Source organism: Mycobacterium sp. 852002-51613_SCH5001154, from assembly GCF_001667425.1.
Taxonomy (GTDB): Bacteria; Actinomycetota; Actinomycetes; order Mycobacteriales; family Mycobacteriaceae; genus Mycobacterium.
Genome location: NZ_LZII01000034.1, coordinates 70,229 through 92,917, shown reverse-complemented (window position 1 = coordinate 92,917; position 22,689 = coordinate 70,229). Strand labels below are relative to the sequence as shown.

Sequence of the window (22,689 nt, the reverse complement as noted above, 5' to 3'; positions counted from 1 at the left end):
AGCCTCCCGTTCGGATCCTCGTCTACCGGGAACCGACCGTTGCGGGCCAGTCTTCCGTTCAATGGTTGTGACGGTTGTCACACCGGCGAGCGGAGGGCGCGGGCAGCGCCGCTATGCCACGACCTGGATGGGATCGCCGACGTTGACCTGGTTGAAGTACCAGGCGGCGTTGTCGGGACTGAGATTGATGCAGCCATGACTCACGTTGGCATTACCCTGCGAGTCGACCGACCAGGGTGCCGAGTGCACGTAGACGCCGCTCCAGGTGACGCGAACCGCATATGAGGCGGTGATCTTGTACCCCTCGGGCGAGCTGAGTGGGATGCCGATGGTGCGCGAGTCCATGACCACGGTGCGCTGCTTTTCCAGGGCGGTGAAGTTGCCGATGGGCGTGGGCCGACTGGGCTTGCCCATCGACGCCGGCATGGTGCGCAGCACTTCTCCGTTTCGGCTGACGGTGAAGGTGTGCGCGGAGATGCTGGCGACACCGAGTAACGCGTCACCGGTGTCGAAGCCCGTGGTCAGGGCCTGAATGCCCACCGAAACGTGGGTGTGGGCCGGCCAGTACTGGTTCGGCACCCATTGCACGACGTTGTTCTCGACCCACTCGAAGTGTCCGGGCGTGTTGTTCGGCGACGTGACGTGGATGGACCGCTCGGCGGCGCCTCGATCCGTGATCGGTGCGGTGAACGTCACCACGACCGGGTGCGCCACGCCGACCACCGCGCCGTTGGCCGGCAAAACCGAGGCAATCGCCGGGGTGGGCGGTGGTACCGGGATTGACGCGTGGCTGCGACCGATCGGCGCGACCAGGCCGATCGCCGTGATCGCGACCATAACAAATAGATAACGAACACCACGAACCATAGCGTCCGCCCTTCGAGATGGTGCGATTAACACGACTGTATTCTACCGGCTGTACCCGCGTTGTCGCTTTCAGCAAACATTTGTGGCTTCGCCGGTCGCCCCTCGGCCCGCTGGATTGGCTGGCGGCCTAGCGACGCGTTAGCCTCAGAAATCACTGCCCGGAGGGCGAGGAGGTGCGGGTGCTCTTCCGTCAGCTGGAGTACTTCGTCGCGGTCGCGCAGGAGCGCCACTTCGCCCGCGCGGCCGAAAAGTGCTTCGTATCCCAACCCGCGCTTTCCGCCGCGATCGCCAAGCTGGAGCGGGAATTGAACGTCACGCTGATCAATCGCGGGCACAGCTTCGAGGGCCTCACACCTGAGGGCGAGCGGTTGGTGGTGTGGGCCAAGAGGATTCTCGCCGAGCACGACGCCTTCAAGTCCGAGGTGCATGCCGTGCGCTCTGGCATCACCGGGATGCTGCGGCTGGGCACGGTCCCCACCGCCTCGACGACCGCCTCCCTGGTGCTCTCGGCGTTCTGTTCGGCGCACCCGTTGGCGAAGGTGCACATCCTTTCCCGGTTGTCCGGCACCGAACTGTACCGGCGGCTACGCGAATTCGAACTGGACGCCGCGATCGTGCACGCGGCGCCCGACGAGGCCCACGACGTGAACCTGGTGCCGCTTTACGAGGAGCACTATGTGTTGTTGTCGCCCGCGGACATGCTGGGATCCGGGGCCTCGACGATGACCTGGCCGGAGGCCGCGCAGTTGCCGCTGGCGTTGCTCACACCCGAGATGCGGGACCGCCAGATCATCGACAAGGCTTTCGCCGACCATGCCATCGAAGTGACTCCGCAGGTCGAAACCGACTCCGTCGCTTCGCTGTTCGCTCAGGTCGCCGCCGGGAACTGGGTATGCATCGTGCCGCACACCTGGTTGTGGACGTCGCCGCTGGGGCGGGAGGTGCGCGCGGTGGAAATGGTCGACCCGGTGCTCAAGGCCGACGTCGCGCTGGCCACCAATTCCGCCGGGCCGGGGTCGCCCATCGCCCGCGCGCTCGCCTCCTCCGCGGCGCAGCTGTCGCTGGACGAGTTCTTCGACGCGCAGTTATCGCGAATCACCCACGGGCGCTGACCGCTACCGCGCTGGTCGGGTTCAGGCTCGCCAGATGCCCGCTTTCCACCCCGGCCGCCGGGTCGAGCTCGCAGTCGATGATCGACGGCATCCGAGAGCCGATCGACTCGGACAGCGCCGACTGCAGCTCCGCCGGGGTGGTGACGTGATATCCCTTGCCGCCGAAGGCTTCCGCGAGCAGCTCGTGATGGGCCCGCGCGTTGAGGACGGTGGGCGCCGGATCAGATCCCCGCGCTGCTTCGTCGCCGCGGTAGATACCGCCGTTGTTGAGAATGACGACGGTCACCGGAAGCCGGTAGCGGCAAATGGTCTCGATTTCCATCCCGCTGAAGCCGAACGCGCTATCACCCTCGATCGCGATCACGGGGTCACCGGTTTCGACGGCGGCCGCAATGGCGTAGCCCATGCCGATGCCCATGACGCCCCATGTTCCCGTGTCGAGGCGGTGCCGCGGCACCTCCATACCGATGACGTTGCGGGCCAGGTCCAGGGCGTTGGCTCCCTCGTTGACCACGTAAGCGTCCGGGTTTTCCTGCAGCACAGCGCGGATCGCACCCAGCGCGTTGTAAAAGCGCATGGGATGGGGGTTTTCGGTCAGGCGCTCGCGCATCCTGGCGTCGTTGCGGGCGGTGCGCTCGGCCAGCTCCTTGGTCCATTCGGCGGGCACCGCGAGGGGGTGGGCGGCCAGGCCGTCGCGCAGCGCCGACATCACCGAGCCGATGTCGCCGGCCAGGGGCGCGGCGATCGGCTGGTTGCTGTCGAACTCCGACGGGGCGATATCGACCTGGATGAACTTGGCGCCGGCGGACCATTGCGGCGAGTCCCCGTGGCCGAGTAGCCAGTTCAGCCGGGCGCCGACCAGCAACACGACGTCCGCGCGTGCGACCGCGAGCGAGCGGGCGGCCGCGGCGGACTGCGGGTGGGAGTCGGGGAGTAACCCCTTGGCCATCGACATGGGCAGGAAAGGAACGCCGCTGGCCTCGACGAACTCGCGAATCACGTTGTCGGCTTGGGCATATGCCGCGCCCTTGCCGAGCACGATCAAGGGTCGCCGCGCCTGCGCCAGCACCCGCAGCGCGCGCTCGACCGCGTCGGGCGCCGGCAGCTGCCGGGGCGCGGGGTCGACGATCCGCCAGACCGTCTCCGCACCGGCCGCGGCGTCCATGGCTTGACCCAACACGTCGCCGGGGATGTCGAGGTAAACGCCACCGGGACGGCCGGAGATCGCGGTGCGGATGGCACGCGCGACGCCGCGCCCGACGTCCTCGACCCGGCTGATCCGATAGGCCGCCTTCGCGAACGGCCGTGCGGCGTTGAGCTGGTCGATTTCCTGATAGTCACCGCGTTGCAAATCGACCAGCGCCCGGTTGCTGGAGCCCGAAATCTGGATCATCGGGAAGCAGTTCGCCGTGGCGTTGGCGAGTGCCGGCAACCCATTGAGGAAACCGGGCCCCGATGTCGTGAGGCACACGCCGGGTCGGCGGGTCAGGAATCCGGCTGCGGCGGCGGCGTTACCGGCCGACGTCTCTTGCCGGAAGCCGATGTATCGGATTCCGGACGCCTGAGCGACGCGGGCGAGGTCGGTGATCGGGATGCCGACGATCCCGTAGATGGTGTCCACGTCGTTGGCCTTGAGCGCTTCCACCACCAGGTGGAAGCCGTCGATCAAGCGAGTGGGCTCGTGCTCCTGGCCCGGAGATGCCGAAACTGCGGTCATGGTGCCGACTCCTCATGTGTGGTCGGAGGTGAGGTAAAAGCCTCAGCCCATACTCTGGCGCGGCCGCCCCGCGGGTGTCCAAGACCAAGCCGCTATGCCGCGATTCACGCCGTCTATCGGTGCTGGCCGGCCGGGTTCCGCGGCGTCGATAGCCAGCGGTTATCGGTCGTGAGCGAATCGATATTGGACGCGCGGGACGGCCACCCGGCATGGTTCGAGCAGGTGGACGACGAAGAGACAAGGAGCGCGGCGATGAAACCTGAGGCGATCATCGGCAGCCATGCCACGGCGGAGACGTCGGGCCCACGCATCGCCGATTTGGTCGAGGAGGCGGCACGCCGCTCCCCGGGGGCGCCCGCGCTGGTCGCCACCTCCGACCGCGCACCGGTCAGCTACCAGGATCTGCTCCGGCTCGTGGACGACCTGGCCGCGCAGTTGAAGCGGGCCGGGCTGCGGCCGGGCGATCGCGTCGCGCTGCGCTCCGGGAGCAACGCGGAATTCGTCGTCGGACTGTTGGCCGCCTCGCGGGCCGACCTGGTCGCGGTCCCGCTGGACCCGGCCCTTCCGGTCGGCGACCAGCGCACCCGCAGCGAGGCGGTGGGCGCCCGGGCGGTGCTCATCGACGGCGACGCGCCCGCCGATCAGAAAAAACCGGGCCTGCCGTGGTGGCCGCTCGCGGTGACGGTCGGCACCCCGACGGTGCGCTTGGACGTGACCGCAGCTCCGGCACAACACTTTTCGACGCCGGAGGGGATGCGCGACGACGACGCGATGATCATGTTCACCGGCGGCACCACCGGGGTGCCGAAGATGGTCCCCTGGACCCGCGGCAACATCGCCGCCTCGGTGCGGGCCATCATCGCCGGTTACGGGCTGAGCCCCAGCGACGCCACGGTGGCGGTGATGCCGCTCTACCACGGTCACGGGCTTCTGGCCGCGCTGCTGGGGACCCTGGTGTCCGGGGGAGCGGTGCTGCTGCCCGCGCGGGGACGGTTCTCGGCCCACACCTTCTGGGACGACATCGGCGCCGTCCGCGCCACCTGGTACACGGCGGTGCCGACCATTCACCAGATCTTGTTGGAGCGGGCCGAAACCGACCGACCGGGCGAGGCCGGATTGCGGTTCATCCGCAGCTGCAGCGCCCCCCTCACCGCCGAAACGGCGCAGGCGCTGCAGGACACGTTCTCGGCCCCGGTAGTGTGCGCCTTCGGCATGACCGAAGCCACCCACCAGGTCGCCACGACAGAAATCGGCCACGCCGAAAACCCGGCTGCCACACCGGGTCTCGTTGGTCGCTCGACAGGGCCGGAAATCAGAATCGTCGGGACCGACGGCCGGCCGGTGCCTACGGGGGAGGTCGGTGAGGTGTGGCTGCACGGACCCACCGTGGTCCGGGGCTACCTGGGCGACCCGGCGATCACCGCAGCCAATTTCACCGACGGGTGGTTGCGCACCGGTGACCTGGGAACGCTGTCGGCGGCCGGTGAACTGATCATCCGTGGGCGGATCAAGGAGCTCATCAACCGGGGCGGCGAGAAGATCTCCCCGGAACGCGTCGAGGGCGTGCTGGGCAGCCACCCCGGCGTGCTGGAGGTGGCCGTCTTCGGGATGCCGGACAAGCTGTACGGGGAGACGGTGGCAGCGGTGATCGTTCCCCGCGGACCGGCCGCACCGACCGCCGACGAACTGGCCGCGTTCGCCCGCGACCGGCTGGCCCCCTTCGAAGTGCCGGGCAGCTTCCGGCAGGCGACGGAGCTGCCGCACACCGCCAAAGGATCACTGGATCGCCGCGCCGTCGCCCAGCGATTCGGGGCGTAGCGACTTATGAGCTCAGACGCTGGCCTTCACCCGAGTGGCCGCGGTTTCCGGCATCGGTTCGTAGCGGGAGAAGGCCCGGGTGAACGATGCCGCCCCATGGGCCAGTGAGCGCAAGTCGATCGCGTAGCGCGTCAACTCCACCTGCGGCACCTCGGCTTTGACCAAGGTGCGTTCGTGGCCGGCGGTCTCGGTACCGAGCACGCGACCACGACGGCCCGACAGGTCGCCCATCACCGCACCCACGAAATCGTCGGGCACCAGCACCGAGATCTCGTCGATGGGCTCTAGCAGGCTCACCTTGGTCGCCGCGGCCGCCTCACGCAGCGCCAGGGAGCCCGCCATCTGGAACGCGAAATCCGAGGAGTCGACGCTGTGTGCCTTGCCGTCGAGCAGCGTGACCCGAATGTCGACCATGGGGTAACCGGCGTGCACGCCCTTCTCCATCTGCGCGCGCACGCCCTTCTCCACGCTCGGGATGAATTGCCGCGGCACCGCCCCGCCGACCACCCTGTCGAGGAATTCGAATCCGGAGCCCTCGGGCAGCGGCTCCACTTCGATGTCGCACACCGCGTATTGACCGTGCCCGCCGGACTGCTTGACGTGACGACCATGGCCTTTTGCCTTGCCGCCAAACGTTTCTCGCAGCGGCACCCGGAGCTCGACGGTGTCGACCGTGACGCCGTACCGATTGGCCAGCGCGTCGAGGACGACACCCGCGTGGGCTTCACCCATGCACCACAACACGATCTGGTGGGTCTCCTGGTTCTGCTCGATGCGCAGCGTCGGGTCTTCGGCGGCCAGCCGCCCGAGCCCGACCGACAGCTTGTCCTCGTCGGTCTTGGCGTGCGCCTGGATCGCCACCGGCAGCAGGGGCTCGGGCATCGTCCACGGTTTCAGCACGAGCGGCTCCGCCTTGTCCGAGAGGGTGTCGCCGGTTTCGGCCCGGCTCAGCTTGCCGATTGCGCAGATGTCGCCGGCCACCACCGCCGGTGCGGGGCGCTGCTGCTTGCCCAGCGGGAAGGACAGGACTCCGACGCGCTCGTCTTCGTCGTGGTCGGGGTGCGTGCTGCCGTTCCCGTTGACCGCCCCGAAGAACGACGCAAAATGGCCCGACACATGGACCGTCGTGTCGGGCCTGATGGTCCCGGAGAACACCCGGACCAGGCTGACCCTTCCGACGTAGGGGTCCGACGTCGTCTTCACCACCTCCGCGAGCAGGGGTGCGTCCGCGTCGCAGGTCAGCGTCGCGTGCGGGGCGCCCTGCGGTGTAAACACCTCCGGGAGTGGGTGTTCCATCGGGGACGGGAATCCGCGCGTGGCGACCTCCAGCAGTTCGAGCGTGCCGACGCCGGTGCTGCTGCATACGGGGATCACCGGGAAGAACGACCCCCGGGCGACGGCCCGCTCCAGGTCCTCGATGAGCACCGCCTCGTCGATGGACTCACCGCCGAGGTAGCGATCCATCAGCGATTCGTCCTCGGACTCCTCGATGATGCCTTCGATGAGGGTCCCGCGCGCCTCCTCGATCTTCTCCGCGTCGGATGGATCGGGCGGTTGCATGGTCCGCTTGCCGTCGGCGTACTGGTAGCGGGTCTGCGACAGTAAACCGATCAAACCTTCGCAAGACGGCAGGCCGCTCGGCAGGTATAGCGGTAACACCTTGTCGCCGAACGCGTTCTGCGCGGCGGCCAACGCCTCGGAGTAGTTGGCCCGGGCGTGGTCGAGCTTGGTGATCACCACGGCGCGGGGCATGCCGACCTGATCGCATTCCTGCCACAGCGATTTGGTGGGTTCGTCGACGCCCTCGTTGGCAGCGATCACGAACAGCGCGCAGTCCGCCGCGCGCAGGCCGGCCCGCAACTCGCCGACGAAATCGGCGTATCCCGGGGTATCGACCAGATTGATCTTGATGCCGTCGTGCGCCAGGGAAGCGACGGCAACGCCGACGGACCGCTGCTGGCGGATCTCGGCGTCGTCGTAGTCGCATACCGTGCTGCCGTCGGTGACGGAACCCGCTCTGTTCAGCACCCCGCCGGCGACCAACAGCGCCTCGACCAAGGTGGTCTTGCCGCCACCCGAGGGCCCCACCAGGACGATGTTGCGGACATCGCCGGGACCGTTCGCGGTGGGGGCGGCCGTCGCGCCCTGGGAGGCATTCGCCTTGTCCGCCATGTCCTTCCTCCAGTTCTCCCCGGTGGGTGCGCCCAGCGCGGTGTGTCCTAGCTCACAGGGGCTAGAGGCAACTTTTCCCCCAACCGCGGCCCAACACAAGGCCACGGGCGAGCCACATTTGCGCCGGCCCGGCGGGGCAGGGGGTGTCGGATCTCAGGCGTGCCAGCTCGACCAGCGGTGCACCGCGATCGCGATCACCGGCCCGTCCAACGGGACGGATTGGTACTGAGGGTATTTGGCGCGCAGTAGCCGGTATGCGGACTCCATCGCGGGCCCGTCGGCATGGATGCTGGCCGCACCGTCCACCCGCACCCACCACAGCCGCGTCCAATCGTCGGCGTAATGGTCGACGAGCAGGCTCACGTGGGGGTTCTTTTCGATGTTGGCCAGCCGCCGCAGTCGCCGCGTCGTCTTGGGTTTCGCGTCGACGGCCGTGTACACCACGTCGGGAGCGGCCTCAGCGACCGCGAATACCACCGGCACCAGGTGGGGGAAGCCGTCGGGCGCGATCGTGGCCAGCCGGGCCACCGGCGATCGGGTGAAGCTGGCCTTGGGGTCGAATTCGCCCACCGTGTCAGCCTAGGCGGATTGGAACCTTGCCACTGCCATGAATAGCTACCTGCATTACGGTTATATACACATCATTGTGCCGCCCAGAACCGCAAGGCCGGGACAGTTTGGTGTTACCGCAAAGCAGGAAGGGTGACGGATGAGCAAATCGCACCACCGCTCGGTTTCGTGGTCGTGGTTGATCAGCGTGCTGGCCGTGGTCGGACTGGGCCTCGGCCTGGGCACCGTACCAGCGGTCGCATCGCCGTTCCCGCGGCCGCAGGCTCCGGTCGACGCGGCGGCATTGGTCGGCCAGGTGGGGCCGCAGGTGGTCAACATCAGCACCAAGTTCGGCTACAACAACGCGGTGGGCGCCGGGACCGGCATCGTCATCGACCCCAACGGTGTCGTGTTGACCAACAATCACGTGATCTCCGGGGCGACGGATATCAGCGCGTTCGACGTCGGCGACGGGCAGACGTACGCCGTCGACGTCGTCGGATATGACCGCACCCAGGACATCGCGGTGTTGCAACTCCGCGGCGGGGCCGGCCTTCCGACCGCGGCGATCGGCGGCGGCGTGTCGGTGGGCGAGCCGGTCGTCGCGATGGGCAACGCCGGCGGCCAGGGCGGAACGCCCAGCGCGGTGTCCGGCAAGGTCATCGCGCTCAACCAGTCCGTCTCGGCGACCGACACGCTGACCGGCGCCAACGAGTCGCTGGGCGGGTTGATTCAGGCCGACACACCGATTCGCCCCGGCGACTCCGGCGGTCCGCTGGTCAACAACGCCGGGCAGGTCGTGGGAGTGAACACCGCCGCCACTGATAACTACAAGATGTCGGGCGGCGGGCAGGGCTTCGCCATTCCGATCGGCAGGGCGATGGGCGTGGCGGGGCAGATCAGGTCGGGCGCCGGGTCGAACACCGTGCACATCGGCCCGACCGCGTTCCTCGGCCTGGGGGTGACCGACAGCAACGGCAACGGCGCGCGCGTCGAGCGCGTGGTCACCAGCGGCCCCGCGGCGGCGGCCGGGATCTCCCCCGGCGACGTCATCACCGGGGTTGACAACGTCGCGATCACCGGTGCCACGTCGATGACCGAGGTGCTCGTCCCGCACCACCCCGGCGACAACATCACGGTGCGCTACCGCTCCGCCGGGGGCGGCGACCGCACCACGAACGTGACGCTGGCGGACGGACCTCCAGCCTGATCCCCATGTCGACGATGCCCGGCGGGTGGCCAATTCCCTTGGCGCCGGGCTTGTTTCGTCACATGTCAGTAGGTGTGATTCCGAATGTCGCGCCTCGGGTACCCGTGGCATCGTGGATTTGATGAACGACGCAAGAGAAGCTGTCGAACACCATCCCGGAGGGGGCAGTCACGTCCAGGACGGGGTCGTCGAACACCCCGAATCCGATGACTTCGACAACGCCGCCGCGCTGCCCACCGACCCGACATGGTTCAAGCACGCCGTTTTCTACGAAGTGCTGGTGCGGGCGTTCTTCGACGCCAACGCGGACGGGTCGGGCGACCTGCGCGGACTCCTGGGGCGCCTGGACTACCTGCAGTGGCTGGGCATCGACTGCATCTGGTTGCCGCCGTTTTACGACTCGCCGCTTCGTGATGGTGGTTACGACATCCGGGACTTCTACAAGGTGCTGCCCGAGTTCGGCACAGTCGAGGATTTCGTCGCGCTGCTCAACGCCGCGCACGAGCGGGGCATCCGGGTCATCACCGACCTGGTCATGAACCACACCTCGGATTCGCACCCCTGGTTCCAGGAGTCGCGGCACGACCCGGACGGCCCGTACGGCGACTTCTACGTGTGGAGCGACACCAGCGAGAAGTACACCGATGCCCGCATCATCTTCGTCGACACCGAGGAGTCCAATTGGACCTTCGACCCGGTGCGCAAACAGTTCTACTGGCACCGGTTCTTCTCGCATCAGCCGGACCTGAACTACGAAAACCCGGCGGTACAGGAAGCGATGATCGACGTGCTGCGCTTCTGGCTGGGCCTGGGCATCGACGGGTTCCGCCTGGACGCGGTGCCCTACCTGTTCGAACGGGAGGGCACCAACTGCGAGAACCTGCCCGAGACGCATGCCTTCCTCAAGCGCGTCCGTAAGGTCATCGACGACGAGTTCCCGGGCCGTGTGCTGCTGGCCGAGGCCAACCAGTGGCCGGCCGACGTGGTCGAATACTTCGGCGATACCAGCACCGGCGGCGACGAATGCCACATGGCGTTCCACTTCCCGCTGATGCCGCGCATTTTCATGGCGGTTCGCCGGGAGTCGCGCATTCCGATCTCGGAGATCCTGGCGCAAACGCCGGAAATCCCCGACATGGCGCAATGGGGAATCTTCCTGCGCAACCACGACGAGTTGACGCTGGAGATGGTCACGGACGAGGAACGTGACTACATGTACTCCGAGTACGCCAAGGATCCCCGGATGAAGGCGAACGTCGGAATCCGGCGCAGGCTGGCGCCGCTGCTCGACAACGACCGCAACCAGATCGAGTTGTTCACCGCGCTGCTCCTGTCGCTGCCCGGCTCGCCGGTGCTGTACTACGGCGACGAGATCGGCATGGGCGACGTCATCTGGTTGGGTGATCGCGACGGCGTGCGCACCCCGATGCAGTGGACACCGGACCGCAACGCCGGGTTCTCCAAGGCCAACCCGGGCCGGCTCTACCTGCCGCCCAGCCAGGACTCGGTCTATGGCTATCAGGCCGTCAACGTGGAGGCCCAACGCGACACGTCCACGTCGCTGCTGAACTTCACCCGCGTGATGCTGGCGGTGCGGCGCCGCCACGAGGCCTTCGCGATCGGCACATTCGAGGAGCTAGGGGGCTCCAATCCGTCGGTACTGGCGTTCGTGCGCCAGGTGCCCGACGGGGGCGACACGGTGTTGTGCGTCAACAACCTGTCGCGGTTCCCTCAGCCGATCGAACTGAATCTGCAGCACTGGAGCGGTTGCACGCCGGTGGAACTCACCGGGCACGTCGAATTTCCGCGGATCGGGCACCTGCCCTACCTGCTGACGTTGCCTGGGCACGGGTTCTACTGGTTCCAGCTGACCGCATGTGAGGATGAAGAGGAGCGGCGCACATGACTGAGCCAGCCAAGTTGCCCTGGTCGGACTGGCTCCCACAGCAGCGGTGGTACGCCGGGCGCAATCGAGAACTGACCTCCGCCGAGGCCGCCGTGGTCGTCCCGCTACGGGAGGACCTCGACCTGGTCCTGGTCGACGCCCAGTATGCCGACGGCTCGTCCGAGCGTTACCAGGTGATCGTGCGGTGGGATACCGCGCCGGTCTCCGAATACAGCACCGTGGCCACCATCGGCGCCGCCGGTGACCGCACCGGTTTCGACGGCCTGTACGACACCGAGGCGCCGCAGTTCCTGCTGTCGTTGATCGATTCGTCGGACGTTCGAACCGCGTCGGGCACCGAAGTGAGGTTCGTCAAGGAACCCGACGCGGTGTTGCCGCTGGAGGCGATGCCGCACGTCTCCGACGCCGAACAGAGCAATACCAGCGTGATCTTCGATCGGGACGCGATCTTCAAGGCGTTCCGCCGCGTCAGCAGCGGCATCAACCCGGACATCGAACTGAACCGGGTGCTGGGCCGCGCGGGCAACCCGCACGTGGCCCGGCTGCTCGGCACCTACGAGATGGCCGCCCCGGACGGAACGGACGATGAGGCGTGGCCGCTCGGCATGGTGACCGAGTTCGCGTCCAACGCCGCGGAAGGGTGGGCGATGGCCACCGCCAGCGTTCGCGACTTGTTCGCGGAAGGTGACCTGTATGCCTACGAAGTCGGCGGTGACTTCGCCGGCGAATCCTGCCGGCTCGGCGAGGCCGTGGCGTCCGTGCACGCCACGCTGGCCGAGTCCCTCGGAACGGCGCAGTCGGCCTTCCCGGTCGACACCGTGCTGGCGCGGCTTTCGTCGACCGTGGCGAAGGTGCCCGAGCTGCAGGAGTACGCGGCCACCATCGAGGAGCGATTCGCCAAACTCGCCGGGCAGACGATCACCGTCCAGCGGGTACACGGGGACCTGCACCTCGGGCAGGTGCTGCGCACGCCCGAAAGCTGGTTGCTGATCGACTTCGAGGGCGAACCGGGGCAGCCGCTCGACGAGAGGCGGGCGCCGGATTCACCGCTGCGCGACGTGGCAGGTGTGCTGCGGTCCTTCGAATACGCCGCGTACGGACCCCTGGTGGACCAGGCGGCCGACAAGCAACTGGCGGCCCGCGCCCGGGAGTGGGTCGAACGGAACCGGACCGCGTTCTGCGAGGGCTACGCCGCCGCGTCGGGCACCGACCCGCGTGACTCGGCCGAGCTGCTGGCCGCCTACGAGCTCGATAAGGCCGTGTATGAGGCCGGCTATGAGGCGCGGCACCGGCCCGGTTGGCTGCCGATCCCGCTGCGCTCCATCGCCCGGCTCACCGCCTCATAGGTGCGGGATAGGAATTCGCTATGCGTGCCCTGCGGGGGCGCCCGGCGTCTGACAGCATGTCAGCGTGGCGAGCGAAACCTTTAATAGCGAAGCGCGGTTGTCGTGGGTGCTGGCGGTGTTGGCCGGTGTGGTCGGCGCGATCTCCTTCACCCACTCCGCGGGCTACTTCGTGGTTTTCATCACCGGTAACGCCCAACGCGCCGTGCTCGGTTACTTCACGGGGCAAGGGTGGCTGGCCGCAAGCGCCGGGTTCCTGATCGCGGCGTTCGTTGCCGGCGTTGTCGTTGCGTCGCTGTGCCGACGATTTTTCTGGGTGGACCATCCGCACGGCCCGACGGTGCTGACCACCTTCAGTTTGGCGGCCGCCACCGTTGTCGACGTCCTCGATGAGGGCTGGGAGGAAAATTTCGTCGATTTCTTGCCGATGATGCTGCTGGCGTTTGGTACCGGGGCGTTGAACACCTCTTTTGTCAAAGATGGCGAGGTTTCGGTGCCGTTGAGCTATGTGACCGGCACGACCGTCAAGATGGGCCAGGGCATCGAGCGCCACATCGCCGGCGGTGGAAACGTCTCGGACTGGCTCGGTTACTTCCTGCTGTTCGCCAGCTTTGTCGTGGGCGCGGCGGTGGGCGGCTTCATCAGTGTGGTCGTCAACGGGACCTGGATGCTGGTGATGGCCACGTCCCTTTGTGCGGTAACGACCGGGTACACCTACTTTCACCAGGACCGGCGCGCTCTGTTGATGCAACGGTCCGACAAAAAGCATCGGCAGTAGCGCTGACCGGTGCGCTACTGCCGATGCTGGCTCGGCGGGTTTCAGGCGGCCGGTTGTGCCGGTGGTGCCGGTTGGGCCGGTTGAGCGGTGGTGTTGCTGGCCAGCAGCACCTGCTGGATGTCGGGCTTCATGGCGAGCAACTGCTGGTTCCAGTAGGGCCATGAGTGCGTCCCGTTGGCCGGGAAGTTGAACGTGCCGTTGCGTCCGCCCGCGGCCGCGTAGGTGTTCTGGAACTGCTGGTTGGTACGCAGCGTGAGGCCTTCCAGGAACTTGGCCGGCATGTTGTCGCCGCCGAGGTCGCTGGGGGTCCCGTTGCCGCAGTACACCCAGATCCGGGTGTTGTTGGCGACCAGCCGCGGAATCTGCAGCATCGGGTCGTTGCGCTTCCACGCCGGGTCAGTGGACGGACCCCACATGCTGTTGGCGCTGTAGCCACCCGAGTCGCTCATCGCCAGGCCGATCAGCGTCGGCCACCAGCCATCGGAGGGGTTGAGGAAGCCCGACAGCGATGCGGCGTAGGGGAACTGCTGCGGGTAGTAAGAGGCCAGGATCAGGGCGGAGCCACCGGACATCGACAGGCCCACCACGGCGTTGCCGGCCGGCGAGATCTGCTTGTTGGCCTGCAGCCACAGCGGCATCTCCTGGGTCAGGAACGTCTCCCACTTGTAGGTGTAGTTCTGGCCATTGCTCGACGACGGCTGGTACCAGTTGCTGTAGAAGCTGGACTGGCCTCCGACCGGCATCACCACCGACAGGCCGGACTGGTAGAACTCCTCGAAGGCCGGGGTGTTGATGTCCCAGCCGTTGTAGTCGTCCTGGGCCCGCAAGCCATCGAGCAGGTACACCGCGTGCGGTCCGCCGCCCTCGAACTGGACCTTGATGTTGCGGCCCATCGACGGTGACGGCACCTCCAGGTACTCCACCGGCAGCCCCGGCTTCGAGAACGCCCCCGCGGTAGCCGCGCCGCCGGCGGCGGTGACGAGGCCAGACACCAGGGCAGCCCCCACAGCCGCGACCGCCAGTTGGCGCGGCATGGTCGCGGCGGCGCCACGCAACTTCCGCAACTCTTCGAAGAACTTCATAGCTCTCTACCCATCCCAACTTTCATCTGCCATGTGCGGCGGTCGAATCTGTTCGCTGGGCAGTCAAACACGTGGGGAGGGCTCGATTCGCCTGTCACGGCCGAAGCTTCACATCGCGGTTGGCTAACGATTGGGAGTCAGCCCGGAATCGTCACCGTTGGATCACGATTGGCCATCGGAACCGCACGCCGGCCTTCCCAACGGCCGGCGCATCGGCTAACGCCGGCCGCCGTCCCTAGGCGACGAGTCGGCGCAATAACGTTGACGCCGCAGCGATTCCGAGCACGGCGGCCACCACCAGCACGACGATGTCCATCGGGTTGAAGGGCGTGCCGATGAGCAGTCCCCGTAGGGCGTTGACCTCGTAACTGAGCGGGTTGACCCTGCTCAACACGTGCAGCCACGTCGGCATCACGTCGACCGGGTACAGCGCGTTGGAGGCGAAGAACAGCGGCATCGTGATCGCCTGGCCTATGCCCATCAGGCGATCCCGATTGCGCACCAGGCCGGCCAGCGTCATCGACAGGCAGGCGAAGAACGCGGCGCCGAGCATGACGACGGCCATCGCCGCCAGAATTCGCAGCGGGTTGACCGTCAGGCCGACATTCATCAGATACGCCAACGCCATCACGCCGACCACCTGGGCCACCGAGCGGACCCCGGCCGCAAACGCCTTGCCGGTGATCAGCGCCGACGCGGGCGCCGGCGTCACCATCAGCTTGGCCAGGACACCGGCGTCCCGATCCCAAATGATCTGTATCCCATAGAAAATCGAGATGAACAGCGCCGACTGGGCGATGATCCCCGGCGCCAGGAAGGCCAGGTAGGACACCGACCCGGTCTGGATGACGTGCAGGTGGCTGAAGGTGGTTCCGAAGATCAACAGCCACAGCGCCGGCTGCACCATCCGGGTGACGAGCTCGGTCCTGTCGTGCTGCAACTTCTGCAGTTCGACGATCGCGAACGCGCCGATGCGGCTCAACACGGCGCCGACCCGTTGCCATCCGCGGGGCGCCCGGACCAGGGTACCCGGCATGGCGTTATCAACCGACACGGCGCGCAACCTTTCTGGCAGAACGGATTTCGCGGAACGATCCCGCCGACTCGTCCTCCAAGCCCGAGGCGGCATAGTGGCGGAACACGTCCTCGAGGGTTGCGCGCGGCGACACCGTCGACTTCAACTTGGCCGGCGTGCCCACCGCCCGCAACTCACCCTGGTGCATCAGCGCGACGCGATCGCACAACGCGTCGGCCTCTTCCATGTAGTGGGTGGTCAGCAGCACGGTCATCCCGAACTGCGCCTGCATCTTCTGCACCTGTGTCCAGACGCCGTCGCGCGCAATCGGGTCCAGCCCGACGGTCGGTTCGTCGAGAACCAGCAGTGACGGGCGGTTCACCAGCGCCTGCGCCACCTCGAGACGGCGGACCATGCCGCCGGAATAGGCGGAGGCCATCCGGTCGGCGACGTCAAGCAGGTCCATGGCCGCCAGCGCCTGCCCGACCCGATCGGAGCGCTCGGCCCGGGGGACCCCGTAGAGCCGCGCGAACCATTCGACGTTTTGCCGGCCCGTCAATGCGGGCTCGATCGAGAGTTGTTGCGGCACATAGCCGATGTTGCTGCGAATGTCGGTGGTTTGGCGGCGCGCGTCCAAACCGAAGACGCGCAATTCGCCTTGTTGCACCGGCGCCAGCGTGGTGAGCATCCGGACCATGGTCGTCTTCCCGGCGCCGTTCGGACCGAGCAGGCCCATGGTTTCGCCCGGCCGCACCTGCAACGTCACGTCGTTGACGGCCGTGAACTGGCCGTACCGGTAGGTCAGGTGCCTGGCATCGATCGCCATCGGCAGTGATGCGCTCATGGCCGTCGCTCCTGCAGTGTCTGGGTCATCATCTCAATGACCTCCAATCCTCTGGTCAAAGCCTCGATTTGGTCGTCGTCAAGTTCGGCGAGCACCTCGGCCAGCACCGCTCGCCGCGCGGCCCGGGACGCGTCGACGATCTGCTGGGCGGGCTCGGCGAGGTGTAACCGGCCGACCCTGCGGTCCGTGTCCCCGACGGTGCGCATCAGCAAACCGCCGGATACCAGCTTGGACACCAGGGTGGAGGCGGTGTTGGGGGCCAGCCCGAGCTCGGCGGCAGCGGCGTTGACCGAGATGCCCGGCCGCCGGCCCACCAGCCACAGCAGCTCGGACTGCGACTCGGTCAGCCGCGACGAATCGAAGCCGCGGCCGGCCGACCGGCGTAGTTGCCGGCGAAATCTGCCGACGACGCGAAACACCTCGGTGACCACGTCGGTACTTGACTTCACCCGTTCCATAATACCTCTGTAGCCGAGCTATATATGTGTGGAAGCTGTGCAGAAGGTATGTACCCGTTACCTCTGGAGGCGATGCAGGACGATGTCGGCGAGGGTCCCGTCGGCGACGTCGGCGGTCATGTAGGTGCAGAACGGTTGTCGGCGCCGGTCCGTCGGCGAGCCCGGATTGAGCAGGCGCAGGCCGGTGTCGGTGTGGCTGTCCCAGGGGATGTGGCTGTGCCCGAACACCAGGACGTGGGTGTCGGGATACAACCGCGACATCCGGGCTTCGCGGCCCGTCGCCGCGCCGGTCTCGTGCACCACCGTGAATCGCACACCCGCCAGGGTCACGTCCGCCCGTTCCGGCAGCCTGGCCCGCAGTGCCGGCCCGTCGTTGTTGCCCCAGCAGGCGACCAGCCGGGCCGACCTGGCTTCGAGTTCGTCGAGCAGCTCGGGCACCACCCAGTCGCCGGCGTGCACGACGACGTCGGCCGCGTCCACCTCATCCCAAATCCGTGCGGGCAGGTCGCGGGCGCGTCTGGGGACGTGGGTATCGGAAATCAGCAGCAGCCGCACAACCCCATCTTGCCGCGACCCTGGTCGTTACCTCGCCGTCGACGCCATCGTTTTTTCGGGCTTGGTGATTGGCGCGTCGGCCTCCTCGCCGAGCAGGAGGGAACGAACGAGGCGACGGGGTCCGAAGGGCCGCAGCATGGCGCTGGCGGGGCGGGGCCGCACGCGCATCGGCCACCAGAACCACCGCCCCAGCAGCGCCGCGATCGACGGCGTCATCAACGAGCGCACGATCAACGTGTCGAACAGCAGGCCGAGACCAATCGTGCTGCCGGCCTGGCCGATTGAGCGCAGGTCGCTGGCGACCATCGACATCATGGTGAAGGCGAAGACCAGGCCCGCCGAGGTGACCACGCCACCCGTCCCGCCCATGGAGCGGATGATGCCGGTCTTCAGTCCGGCTCCGATCTCCTCCTGGAAGCGGGAAACCAGCAGCAGGTTGTAGTCGGATCCGACCGCCAGCAGGATGATCAGCCCGAATACCGGTGCGATCCAGTTCAATTCCAGTCCCAACAGGTGTTGCCACACCAACACCGAGAGCCCGAAGGCGGCACCCAACGAGAGCAGCACTGTGCCGACGATCATTAGGGATGCGACCAGCGCACGCGTGATGATCAGCATCACGACGAAGATCAGCGTCAGCGCCGCGAGCCCCACGATCAGCAGGTCGTAGTGGGAGCCCGACTGGATGTCGCGGTAGATGGCCGCCGTGCCCGCGAGGTAGAACTTGGCGCCCGTCAGGGTCGTACCCTTCACCGCTTGATGTGCGGCGGCCAATTCCGGCATGACCGCCGAGATGCCCGCAGGCGTCGCCGGGTCCGCGTCGTGGGTGATGATGAAGCGGGCGGCCTTGCCGTCCGGCGACAGGAAAAGCTTCAGGCCGCGCTGAAAGTCGGTATTCTGGAATGCTTCCGGCGGCAGGTAGAAGTAGTCGCCACTGCGGGAAGCGTCGAAGGCCTGACCCATCGCGCTCGCCGTGTCGGTCATCTGCGCCATCTGGGTGACCAGACCGGAGAAGCTGCTGTGCATGGTGAGCAGAGTCCCCTGCATCGACTGGGCGACGGCGATAATCGGCGGGAACTCGGCGAGCATCTGGGGCAATATCGCGTCGACGTTGTTCACGTCATTGATCAGGGTGCTCATGTTCTCGCTGAACTTGTCCACACCGTCGATCGCCTCGAACACCGACCTCGCAGCCCAGCACACCGGGATGTTGAAACAGTGCTGTTCCCAATACAGATAGCTGCGGAACGGCCGAGCGAAATCGTCGAAATCCGCAAGGTGGTCGCGCATCTCGTCCAGCGTGGCCTGCATCTCGTGCATGTCGCCGACCATGTGATGGGTTGCGCCGCTCATCTGCCCGACCAAGCCCTGCATCCGCTGCATCGAGACGATCATGGCGCCAAGGTCGTCGCTCATCTTGAGCATGTCGTCGGTGCGGTCCCGCATGAACTGCAGGTTCTGCTGGATCGGGATCGATTGGGCGCTGATCTGGAAGGGTATGGAGGTGTGCTCGATAGGGCCGCCCAGCGGCCGGGTGATGCTCTGCACCATCGCGATTCCGGGTGAGCGAAAGATGTCTTTGGCAAGCCTGTCGAGGATGATCATGTCGCCGCTGTTCCGCATGTCGTGATCGCTTTCGATCATCAGGATGTCGGGATTCATTGTGGCGGCGCTGAAATGGCGCTCCGCTGCCGCGTACCCGACGCTCGACGGGAGGCCGCGGGGTATGTAGAAGCGGTCGTTGTAGCTGACCTTCATGCTCGGCATGACGAGAATGCCGACGATCGCTATGACCAGCGAGGCCGCGAAAACCGGACCGGGCCAGCGCACGGTGGCGGTGCCGATGCGCCGCCAGCCGCGCGTCTTGATCATCCGTCTCGGGTCGAGCAGGCCGAACCGGGTTGCCACCGCGACGACGGCGGGGGCCGCGGTCATCGCTCCCGCCACGACGACGAGCAGGCCCAAGGCGGACGGAATGCCCAGTGCCTTGAAGTACGACAGGCGCGCCAGGTGCAGGCAGAACGTAGCACCGGCGATCGTCAATCCCGAGCCCAAGATGATGTGTGAGGTCCCGCGAAACATCGTGTAGTAGGCGGTTTCTCGGTCTTCACCGGCCTGACGCGCCTCCTGGTAACGCCCGATGAGGAAGATCGCGTAGTCCGTGCCCGCCGCGATCGCCAACGAGGACAGCATCGCAACGACGAACGTCGAGAATCCCAACAGCTCATTGTTTCCAAGCAGCGCGACAAGCCCCCTGGCCGTGCCCATCTCGAAGCCGACCATGACCAGGACCAGAAGAACCGTGCTGACGGAACGATAGGCGATGAACAGCATGATCATGATGACCACACCCGTGACGCCCATCATCTTGAACATGCTCTTGTCGGCGGCCTCGTTCATGTCCGTGTTCAGGGGGGCCGGACCGGTGACGTAGACCTTGAGTCCCTTGGGGGGCTCTGACTTGTCGACGATCTTCCGCACCGCGTCGACCGAGTGGTTGCCCTGGGTGCTGCCCTGGTTGCCGGCCAGGTTGAGTTGGACGTAGGCGGCCTTGCCGTCGCGGCTCTGGACACCGGCGGCGGTGAGCGGATCGCCCCAGACGTTCTGGACGTGCTGCACATGCTTGGGGTCTGCCTGCAGCTTGCGCACCAAGGAGTCGTAATAGCGGTGCGCCTCGTCGCCGAGCTGCTTATCGCTCTCCAGGACGATCATCGCGATGCTGTCGGAGTCCGACTCGTGGAACGTTGCGCCCATGCGCTTGGCTGCGATCATCGCCGGAGCGTCCTGGGGCGACATCGTCACCGCGTGATTGCGTGCGACCGACTCGATCGGCGGCACGAGCACGTTCAGGGCGACGGTGAGTAATAGCCAGCCGATGATGATGGGCCACGCGAACCTGCGGACGAACCGCATGAATTTCGGACGGGCCTCGGTATCGGTGTTCATGCGGCCTTCACCAGACAGGAAGTTTGGGCGTGGCGCCCGGCCGAGGAGCGCTGGTCCTTGACCACACCGTTGACGGTGATGCGGCACCCGATGTTGTCGCTGTCGCCTTGCGCCACAACACTGGCGATCACGGCGGGCACCGTCGACGTGACCGTGAAGGTCCACGGCAGCGTGGCGAAGTCCACCTGTTCCGGCTGCGCGTTGTTGTCGAGGTAGCTCGCGGTTCCCGTTGTGCCGCTGGGGCCGTAGACCTCGTAGGTCACTTGCTTGATGTGCGAGGGTTCGAGTGGTTCGGCGCTGCGGCCCGTCGCGGTGAAGATCGCGTCGGACCCGAAGACGCCGCGGAGCCGCTCGACGGCAATGCCGCCGAGGGCGACTGCCGCCACGACGACCAACGGCACCCACGCCCGTCTGAGAAACGTGGACACTGACGTTTCCTTCCCTCGTGACCTGGTCGTTCTGGTACGGAGTCTCAGCCCGCATCGCCCCAACGAATAGGGCCATTTGGCCCGCACCTGAGGGCCAGCGGGCACACGTCGCGCGTGTTCGCGTGACCGGTACCCAAGAGTCGCGGCATCAACCGCAACTCAATTCGTACCATACCCCCCGGGGTATTATCAATCGGCCCGGTATACCCCGGTGGGTATGGTATGAAGGAGTCATGGCAAACGAAGCTCACGACCCCGGCGACATGGATGCCGTCCTGGCCCGGTTGCGTCGCGCACACGGTCAGCTCGGCGGCGTCATCGCGATGATCGAGCAGGGCCGCAGCTGTAAGGACGTCGTTACCCAACTGGCCGCGGTATCGCGGGCGCTGGATCGCGCCGGCTTCAAGATCATTGCCTCGGGGCTGCGCGACTGCATCGCCCGACCGGAGGGTAGTCCCACCGAGAGGCCGGCCGTGTCGATCGATGAGCTGGAAAAACTGTTCCTGAGCCTGGCCTGACGGCCCGGTGCCGACGAGAGGGAAGCGCAATGAACCCTGCTGACAGCGGTCGAGCCGGATCGACGGTCACACTCTGGTTGGACCCGGTGTGCCCGTTCTCGTGGAACACCGCACGGTGGCTTCGCGCCGTTGCCGAGAAGACCGGCATGGCTGTCGACTGGCAGCTGATGAGTTTGGCGGTGCTCAACGAGGGGCGAGAACTTCCGGCCCCTCAGCAGGCCCGCATGCGCGACTCGCAACAAGTTGGCCGGCTGATGGCCGCCATCGCGCGCGAAAGCGGCGCCGCAGGATGGACCGCCGCGTACTTCGCGTTTGGTGAACGGTACTTCGACGGCTCCGAACCCCTTGACGACAGTCTCGTCGCCCACGTGTTGACCGCCGCCGGTGCGCGAGACACCACCGCCGCGGCCACCTCGGACACATCGCTGGACGACGTCGTGCGACGTGGACACCAGGCGGCGCAAGACGCGCTCGGCGAAACCGGGGGGAGCCCGATCCTGCGGATCGACGGGCACGCGTTCTTCGGGCCGGTCCTGACCGCGGTGCCCGACGCCGCGGACTCGATCGCCGTATTCGATGCGGTCGCCACCTTGGGTTCGGTTCCCCAGTTCGCCCAGCTGCAGCGGCCACGCGCCGCCGCCTAGCGCCACACGTCACAGATGAGAACCGGAAAGAGGAGAAAACGATGACTGCAGGGCTGACCACCACGTTGCACACCTCGTTCGACGACGCGGTGAAACGGACAACGGAAGCTCTGGCCGAACAGGGCTTCGGGGTGCTGACCACGATCGACGTCAAAGCCACCCTGAAAAACAAACTCGGGGAGGACATGGAGGACTATGTGATCCTGGGTGCCTGCAACCCGGTGTTGGCGCATCGCGCGCTGGGCATTCACCGCCAGATCGGCCAGTTACTGCCGTGCAACGTCGTGGTTCGAACCGACCCCGCCGGTAGCGATGCGGTTCTCGTCGAAGCGATGGACCCGCAACTCATGGTTAAGGTGACAGGCGAGCAGGGGGCCCTGCAGGAGGTTGCGGATCAGGCCACCACCAAATTGCAGGCCGCGATCGGCGCGCTTCGGTAACCGATTCGCTGTGGTCCATGGGGTCAGCCTTGCTGGCTCCGCGCTTCGGCACCCGTTTCCCCGGCATCGAAAGAATCGTCGGGACCAGCCGCTCCCACGTACGAGCCGTCGGCCTCTCCGGCCGCGGCGCGTGACCGTGACTCGTGAGCCTCCGGTTCGACGTCGGACTCTGTCTTGTGGCCCTTCGGGTCCCCCATTTGCTTCCTTCCGGTGCGGGTCGTGACTTCCGACGGGTTCCCCGCGTATGCGCCGCCAAACCGGATCGTGCGTGCGGCGGGCCGGGATGG

General features: G+C 66.7%; 20 protein-coding genes. 9 read left to right on the top strand and 11 right to left on the bottom strand.

From position 1 onward, the window contains the following. Window positions 1-111: 111 nt before the first annotated feature. The gene (locus tag A5750_RS08920; RefSeq protein WP_067262126.1) at window positions 112-867 is read right to left on the bottom strand and encodes a L,D-transpeptidase family protein; all 756 of its coding nucleotides are present in this window, start codon (window positions 865-867) and stop codon (window positions 112-114) included. A gap of 179 nt (window positions 868-1,046) precedes the next feature. Here A5750_RS08920 and A5750_RS08915 point away from each other — a divergent pair, with 179 nt between their 5' ends. Further along, complete coding sequence (locus tag A5750_RS08915) at window positions 1,047-1,979, top strand: LysR family transcriptional regulator (protein ID WP_067262149.1); 933 nt, start codon at window positions 1,047-1,049, stop codon at window positions 1,977-1,979. Here the strand turns inward: A5750_RS08915 and oxc are convergent. Further along, entirely contained in the window at window positions 1,963-3,696 is a 1,734-nt protein-coding gene (oxc, locus tag A5750_RS08910) for an oxalyl-CoA decarboxylase (protein ID WP_067262124.1), read from the bottom strand. The genes A5750_RS08915 and oxc overlap by 17 nt on opposite strands. 252 nt (window positions 3,697-3,948) lie before the next feature. On the opposite strand from oxc, the gene A5750_RS08905 reads away from it, so the two are divergent. Next, window positions 3,949-5,514, top strand: coding sequence for a FadD7 family fatty acid--CoA ligase (locus A5750_RS08905; protein ID WP_066949494.1), 1,566 nt, complete (start codon window positions 3,949-3,951; stop codon window positions 5,512-5,514). 12 nt (window positions 5,515-5,526) lie between these two features. Here the strand turns inward: A5750_RS08905 and A5750_RS08900 are convergent, their stop codons facing one another. Further along, a complete protein-coding gene (locus A5750_RS08900; RefSeq protein WP_067262122.1) occupies window positions 5,527-7,686 on the bottom strand; it encodes an elongation factor G-like protein EF-G2 in 2,160 nt (719 codons plus the stop codon). Window positions 7,687-7,839: 153 nt separating this feature from the next. Continuing rightward, window positions 7,840-8,256, bottom strand: a complete 417-nt coding sequence (locus A5750_RS08895) for a TIGR03668 family PPOX class F420-dependent oxidoreductase (protein WP_066949235.1) — start codon at window positions 8,254-8,256, stop codon at window positions 7,840-7,842. A gap of 139 nt (window positions 8,257-8,395) precedes the next feature. Between A5750_RS08895 and A5750_RS08890 the strand changes: the two genes are divergently transcribed. The 4 genes from A5750_RS08890 to A5750_RS08875 all read left to right on the top strand — a co-directional run bounded on the left by A5750_RS08890 (window position 8,396) and on the right by A5750_RS08875 (window position 13,472). Continuing rightward, window positions 8,396-9,445 (top strand): S1C family serine protease, encoded by a 1,050-nt coding sequence (locus tag A5750_RS08890; protein WP_067262120.1) that lies wholly within the window; start codon window positions 8,396-8,398, stop codon window positions 9,443-9,445. Between the two features lie 121 nt (window positions 9,446-9,566). Continuing rightward, window positions 9,567-11,351 (top strand): maltose alpha-D-glucosyltransferase, encoded by a 1,785-nt coding sequence (gene treS / locus A5750_RS08885; protein ID WP_066949496.1) that lies wholly within the window; start codon window positions 9,567-9,569, stop codon window positions 11,349-11,351. Continuing rightward, the gene (locus A5750_RS08880) at window positions 11,348-12,697 is read left to right on the top strand and encodes a maltokinase (protein ID WP_067262118.1); all 1,350 of its coding nucleotides are present in this window, start codon (window positions 11,348-11,350) and stop codon (window positions 12,695-12,697) included. Before treS ends, A5750_RS08880 begins: the two co-directional genes overlap by 4 nt. A gap of 64 nt (window positions 12,698-12,761) precedes the next feature. After that, window positions 12,762-13,472, top strand: a complete 711-nt coding sequence (locus A5750_RS08875) for a YoaK family protein (protein ID WP_067262117.1) — start codon at window positions 12,762-12,764, stop codon at window positions 13,470-13,472. Between the two features lie 41 nt (window positions 13,473-13,513). Here A5750_RS08875 and ag85C read toward each other — a convergent pair whose 3' ends face one another. The 7 genes from ag85C to A5750_RS08840 all read right to left on the bottom strand — a co-directional run bounded on the left by ag85C (window position 13,514) and on the right by A5750_RS08840 (window position 20,800). Then, window positions 13,514-14,554 carry a diacylglycerol acyltransferase/mycolyltransferase Ag85C gene (gene ag85C / locus A5750_RS08870; protein WP_067262116.1) on the bottom strand — a complete coding sequence of 347 codons (1,041 nt, stop codon included), beginning with the start codon at window positions 14,552-14,554 and terminating at the stop codon, window positions 13,514-13,516. Between the two features lie 235 nt (window positions 14,555-14,789). After that, window positions 14,790-15,608 (bottom strand): ABC transporter permease, encoded by an 819-nt coding sequence (locus A5750_RS08865; protein ID WP_066949499.1) that lies wholly within the window; start codon window positions 15,606-15,608, stop codon window positions 14,790-14,792. Next, on the bottom strand, window positions 15,598-16,413 hold the full coding sequence (locus A5750_RS08860; RefSeq protein ID WP_067262115.1) for an ATP-binding cassette domain-containing protein: 816 nt from the start codon (window positions 16,411-16,413) through the stop codon (window positions 15,598-15,600). Before A5750_RS08860 ends, A5750_RS08865 begins: the two co-directional genes overlap by 11 nt. Then, window positions 16,410-16,871, bottom strand: a complete 462-nt coding sequence (locus A5750_RS08855) for a MarR family winged helix-turn-helix transcriptional regulator (protein WP_067262114.1) — start codon at window positions 16,869-16,871, stop codon at window positions 16,410-16,412. The genes A5750_RS08860 and A5750_RS08855 overlap by 4 nt, the downstream gene beginning before the upstream one ends. A 57-nt stretch (window positions 16,872-16,928) precedes the next feature. Next, entirely contained in the window at window positions 16,929-17,426 is a 498-nt protein-coding gene (locus A5750_RS08850) for a metallophosphoesterase (protein ID WP_067262112.1), read from the bottom strand. 27 nt (window positions 17,427-17,453) lie between these two features. After that, on the bottom strand, window positions 17,454-20,372 hold the full coding sequence (locus A5750_RS08845) for an RND family transporter (RefSeq protein WP_067262110.1): 2,919 nt from the start codon (window positions 20,370-20,372) through the stop codon (window positions 17,454-17,456). After that, a complete protein-coding gene (locus A5750_RS08840) occupies window positions 20,369-20,800 on the bottom strand; it encodes an MmpS family transport accessory protein (protein ID WP_067262109.1) in 432 nt (143 codons plus the stop codon). Before A5750_RS08840 ends, A5750_RS08845 begins: the two co-directional genes overlap by 4 nt. 233 nt (window positions 20,801-21,033) lie before the next feature. Here A5750_RS08840 and A5750_RS08835 point away from each other — a divergent pair, with 233 nt between their 5' ends. The 3 genes from A5750_RS08835 to A5750_RS08825 are packed head-to-tail and all read left to right on the top strand — an operon-like array spanning window position 21,034 to window position 22,402. Beyond that, window positions 21,034-21,318, top strand: coding sequence for a metal-sensitive transcriptional regulator (locus A5750_RS08835; protein ID WP_067262102.1), 285 nt, complete (start codon window positions 21,034-21,036; stop codon window positions 21,316-21,318). A 29-nt stretch (window positions 21,319-21,347) separates the two neighbouring features. Continuing rightward, the gene (locus tag A5750_RS08830; RefSeq protein WP_066949268.1) at window positions 21,348-21,962 is read left to right on the top strand and encodes a DsbA family protein; all 615 of its coding nucleotides are present in this window, start codon (window positions 21,348-21,350) and stop codon (window positions 21,960-21,962) included. A gap of 41 nt (window positions 21,963-22,003) precedes the next feature. Continuing rightward, window positions 22,004-22,402 (top strand): DUF302 domain-containing protein, encoded by a 399-nt coding sequence (locus A5750_RS08825; RefSeq protein WP_066949271.1) that lies wholly within the window; start codon window positions 22,004-22,006, stop codon window positions 22,400-22,402. Window positions 22,403-22,689: the final 287 nt, after the last annotated feature.

Excerpts from the sequence above, each read along its gene's own strand:
- A5750_RS08920 (WP_067262126.1), bottom strand. The coding sequence starts at position 867 with ATGGTTCGTGGTGTTCGTTATCTATTTGTTATGGTCGCGATCACGGCG.
- oxc (WP_067262124.1), bottom strand. The coding sequence starts at position 3,696 with ATGACCGCAGTTTCGGCATCTCCGGGCCAGGAGCACGAGCCCACTCGC.
- A5750_RS08905 (WP_066949494.1), top strand. The coding sequence starts at position 3,949 with ATGAAACCTGAGGCGATCATCGGCAGCCATGCCACGGCGGAGACGTCG.
- A5750_RS08900 (WP_067262122.1), bottom strand. The coding sequence starts at position 7,686 with ATGGCGGACAAGGCGAATGCCTCCCAGGGCGCGACGGCCGCCCCCACC.
- A5750_RS08890 (WP_067262120.1), top strand. The coding sequence starts at position 8,396 with ATGAGCAAATCGCACCACCGCTCGGTTTCGTGGTCGTGGTTGATCAGC.
- treS (WP_066949496.1), top strand. The coding sequence starts at position 9,567 with ATGAACGACGCAAGAGAAGCTGTCGAACACCATCCCGGAGGGGGCAGT.
- A5750_RS08880 (WP_067262118.1), top strand. The coding sequence starts at position 11,348 with ATGACTGAGCCAGCCAAGTTGCCCTGGTCGGACTGGCTCCCACAGCAG.
- ag85C (WP_067262116.1), bottom strand. The coding sequence starts at position 14,554 with ATGAAGTTCTTCGAAGAGTTGCGGAAGTTGCGTGGCGCCGCCGCGACC.
- A5750_RS08860 (WP_067262115.1), bottom strand. The coding sequence starts at position 16,413 with ATGAGCGCATCACTGCCGATGGCGATCGATGCCAGGCACCTGACCTAC.
- A5750_RS08855 (WP_067262114.1), bottom strand. The coding sequence starts at position 16,871 with ATGGAACGGGTGAAGTCAAGTACCGACGTGGTCACCGAGGTGTTTCGC.
- A5750_RS08845 (WP_067262110.1), bottom strand. The coding sequence starts at position 20,372 with ATGAACACCGATACCGAGGCCCGTCCGAAATTCATGCGGTTCGTCCGC.
- A5750_RS08835 (WP_067262102.1), top strand. The coding sequence starts at position 21,034 with ATGGCAAACGAAGCTCACGACCCCGGCGACATGGATGCCGTCCTGGCC.
- A5750_RS08830 (WP_066949268.1), top strand. The coding sequence starts at position 21,348 with ATGAACCCTGCTGACAGCGGTCGAGCCGGATCGACGGTCACACTCTGG.
- A5750_RS08825 (WP_066949271.1), top strand. The coding sequence starts at position 22,004 with ATGACTGCAGGGCTGACCACCACGTTGCACACCTCGTTCGACGACGCG.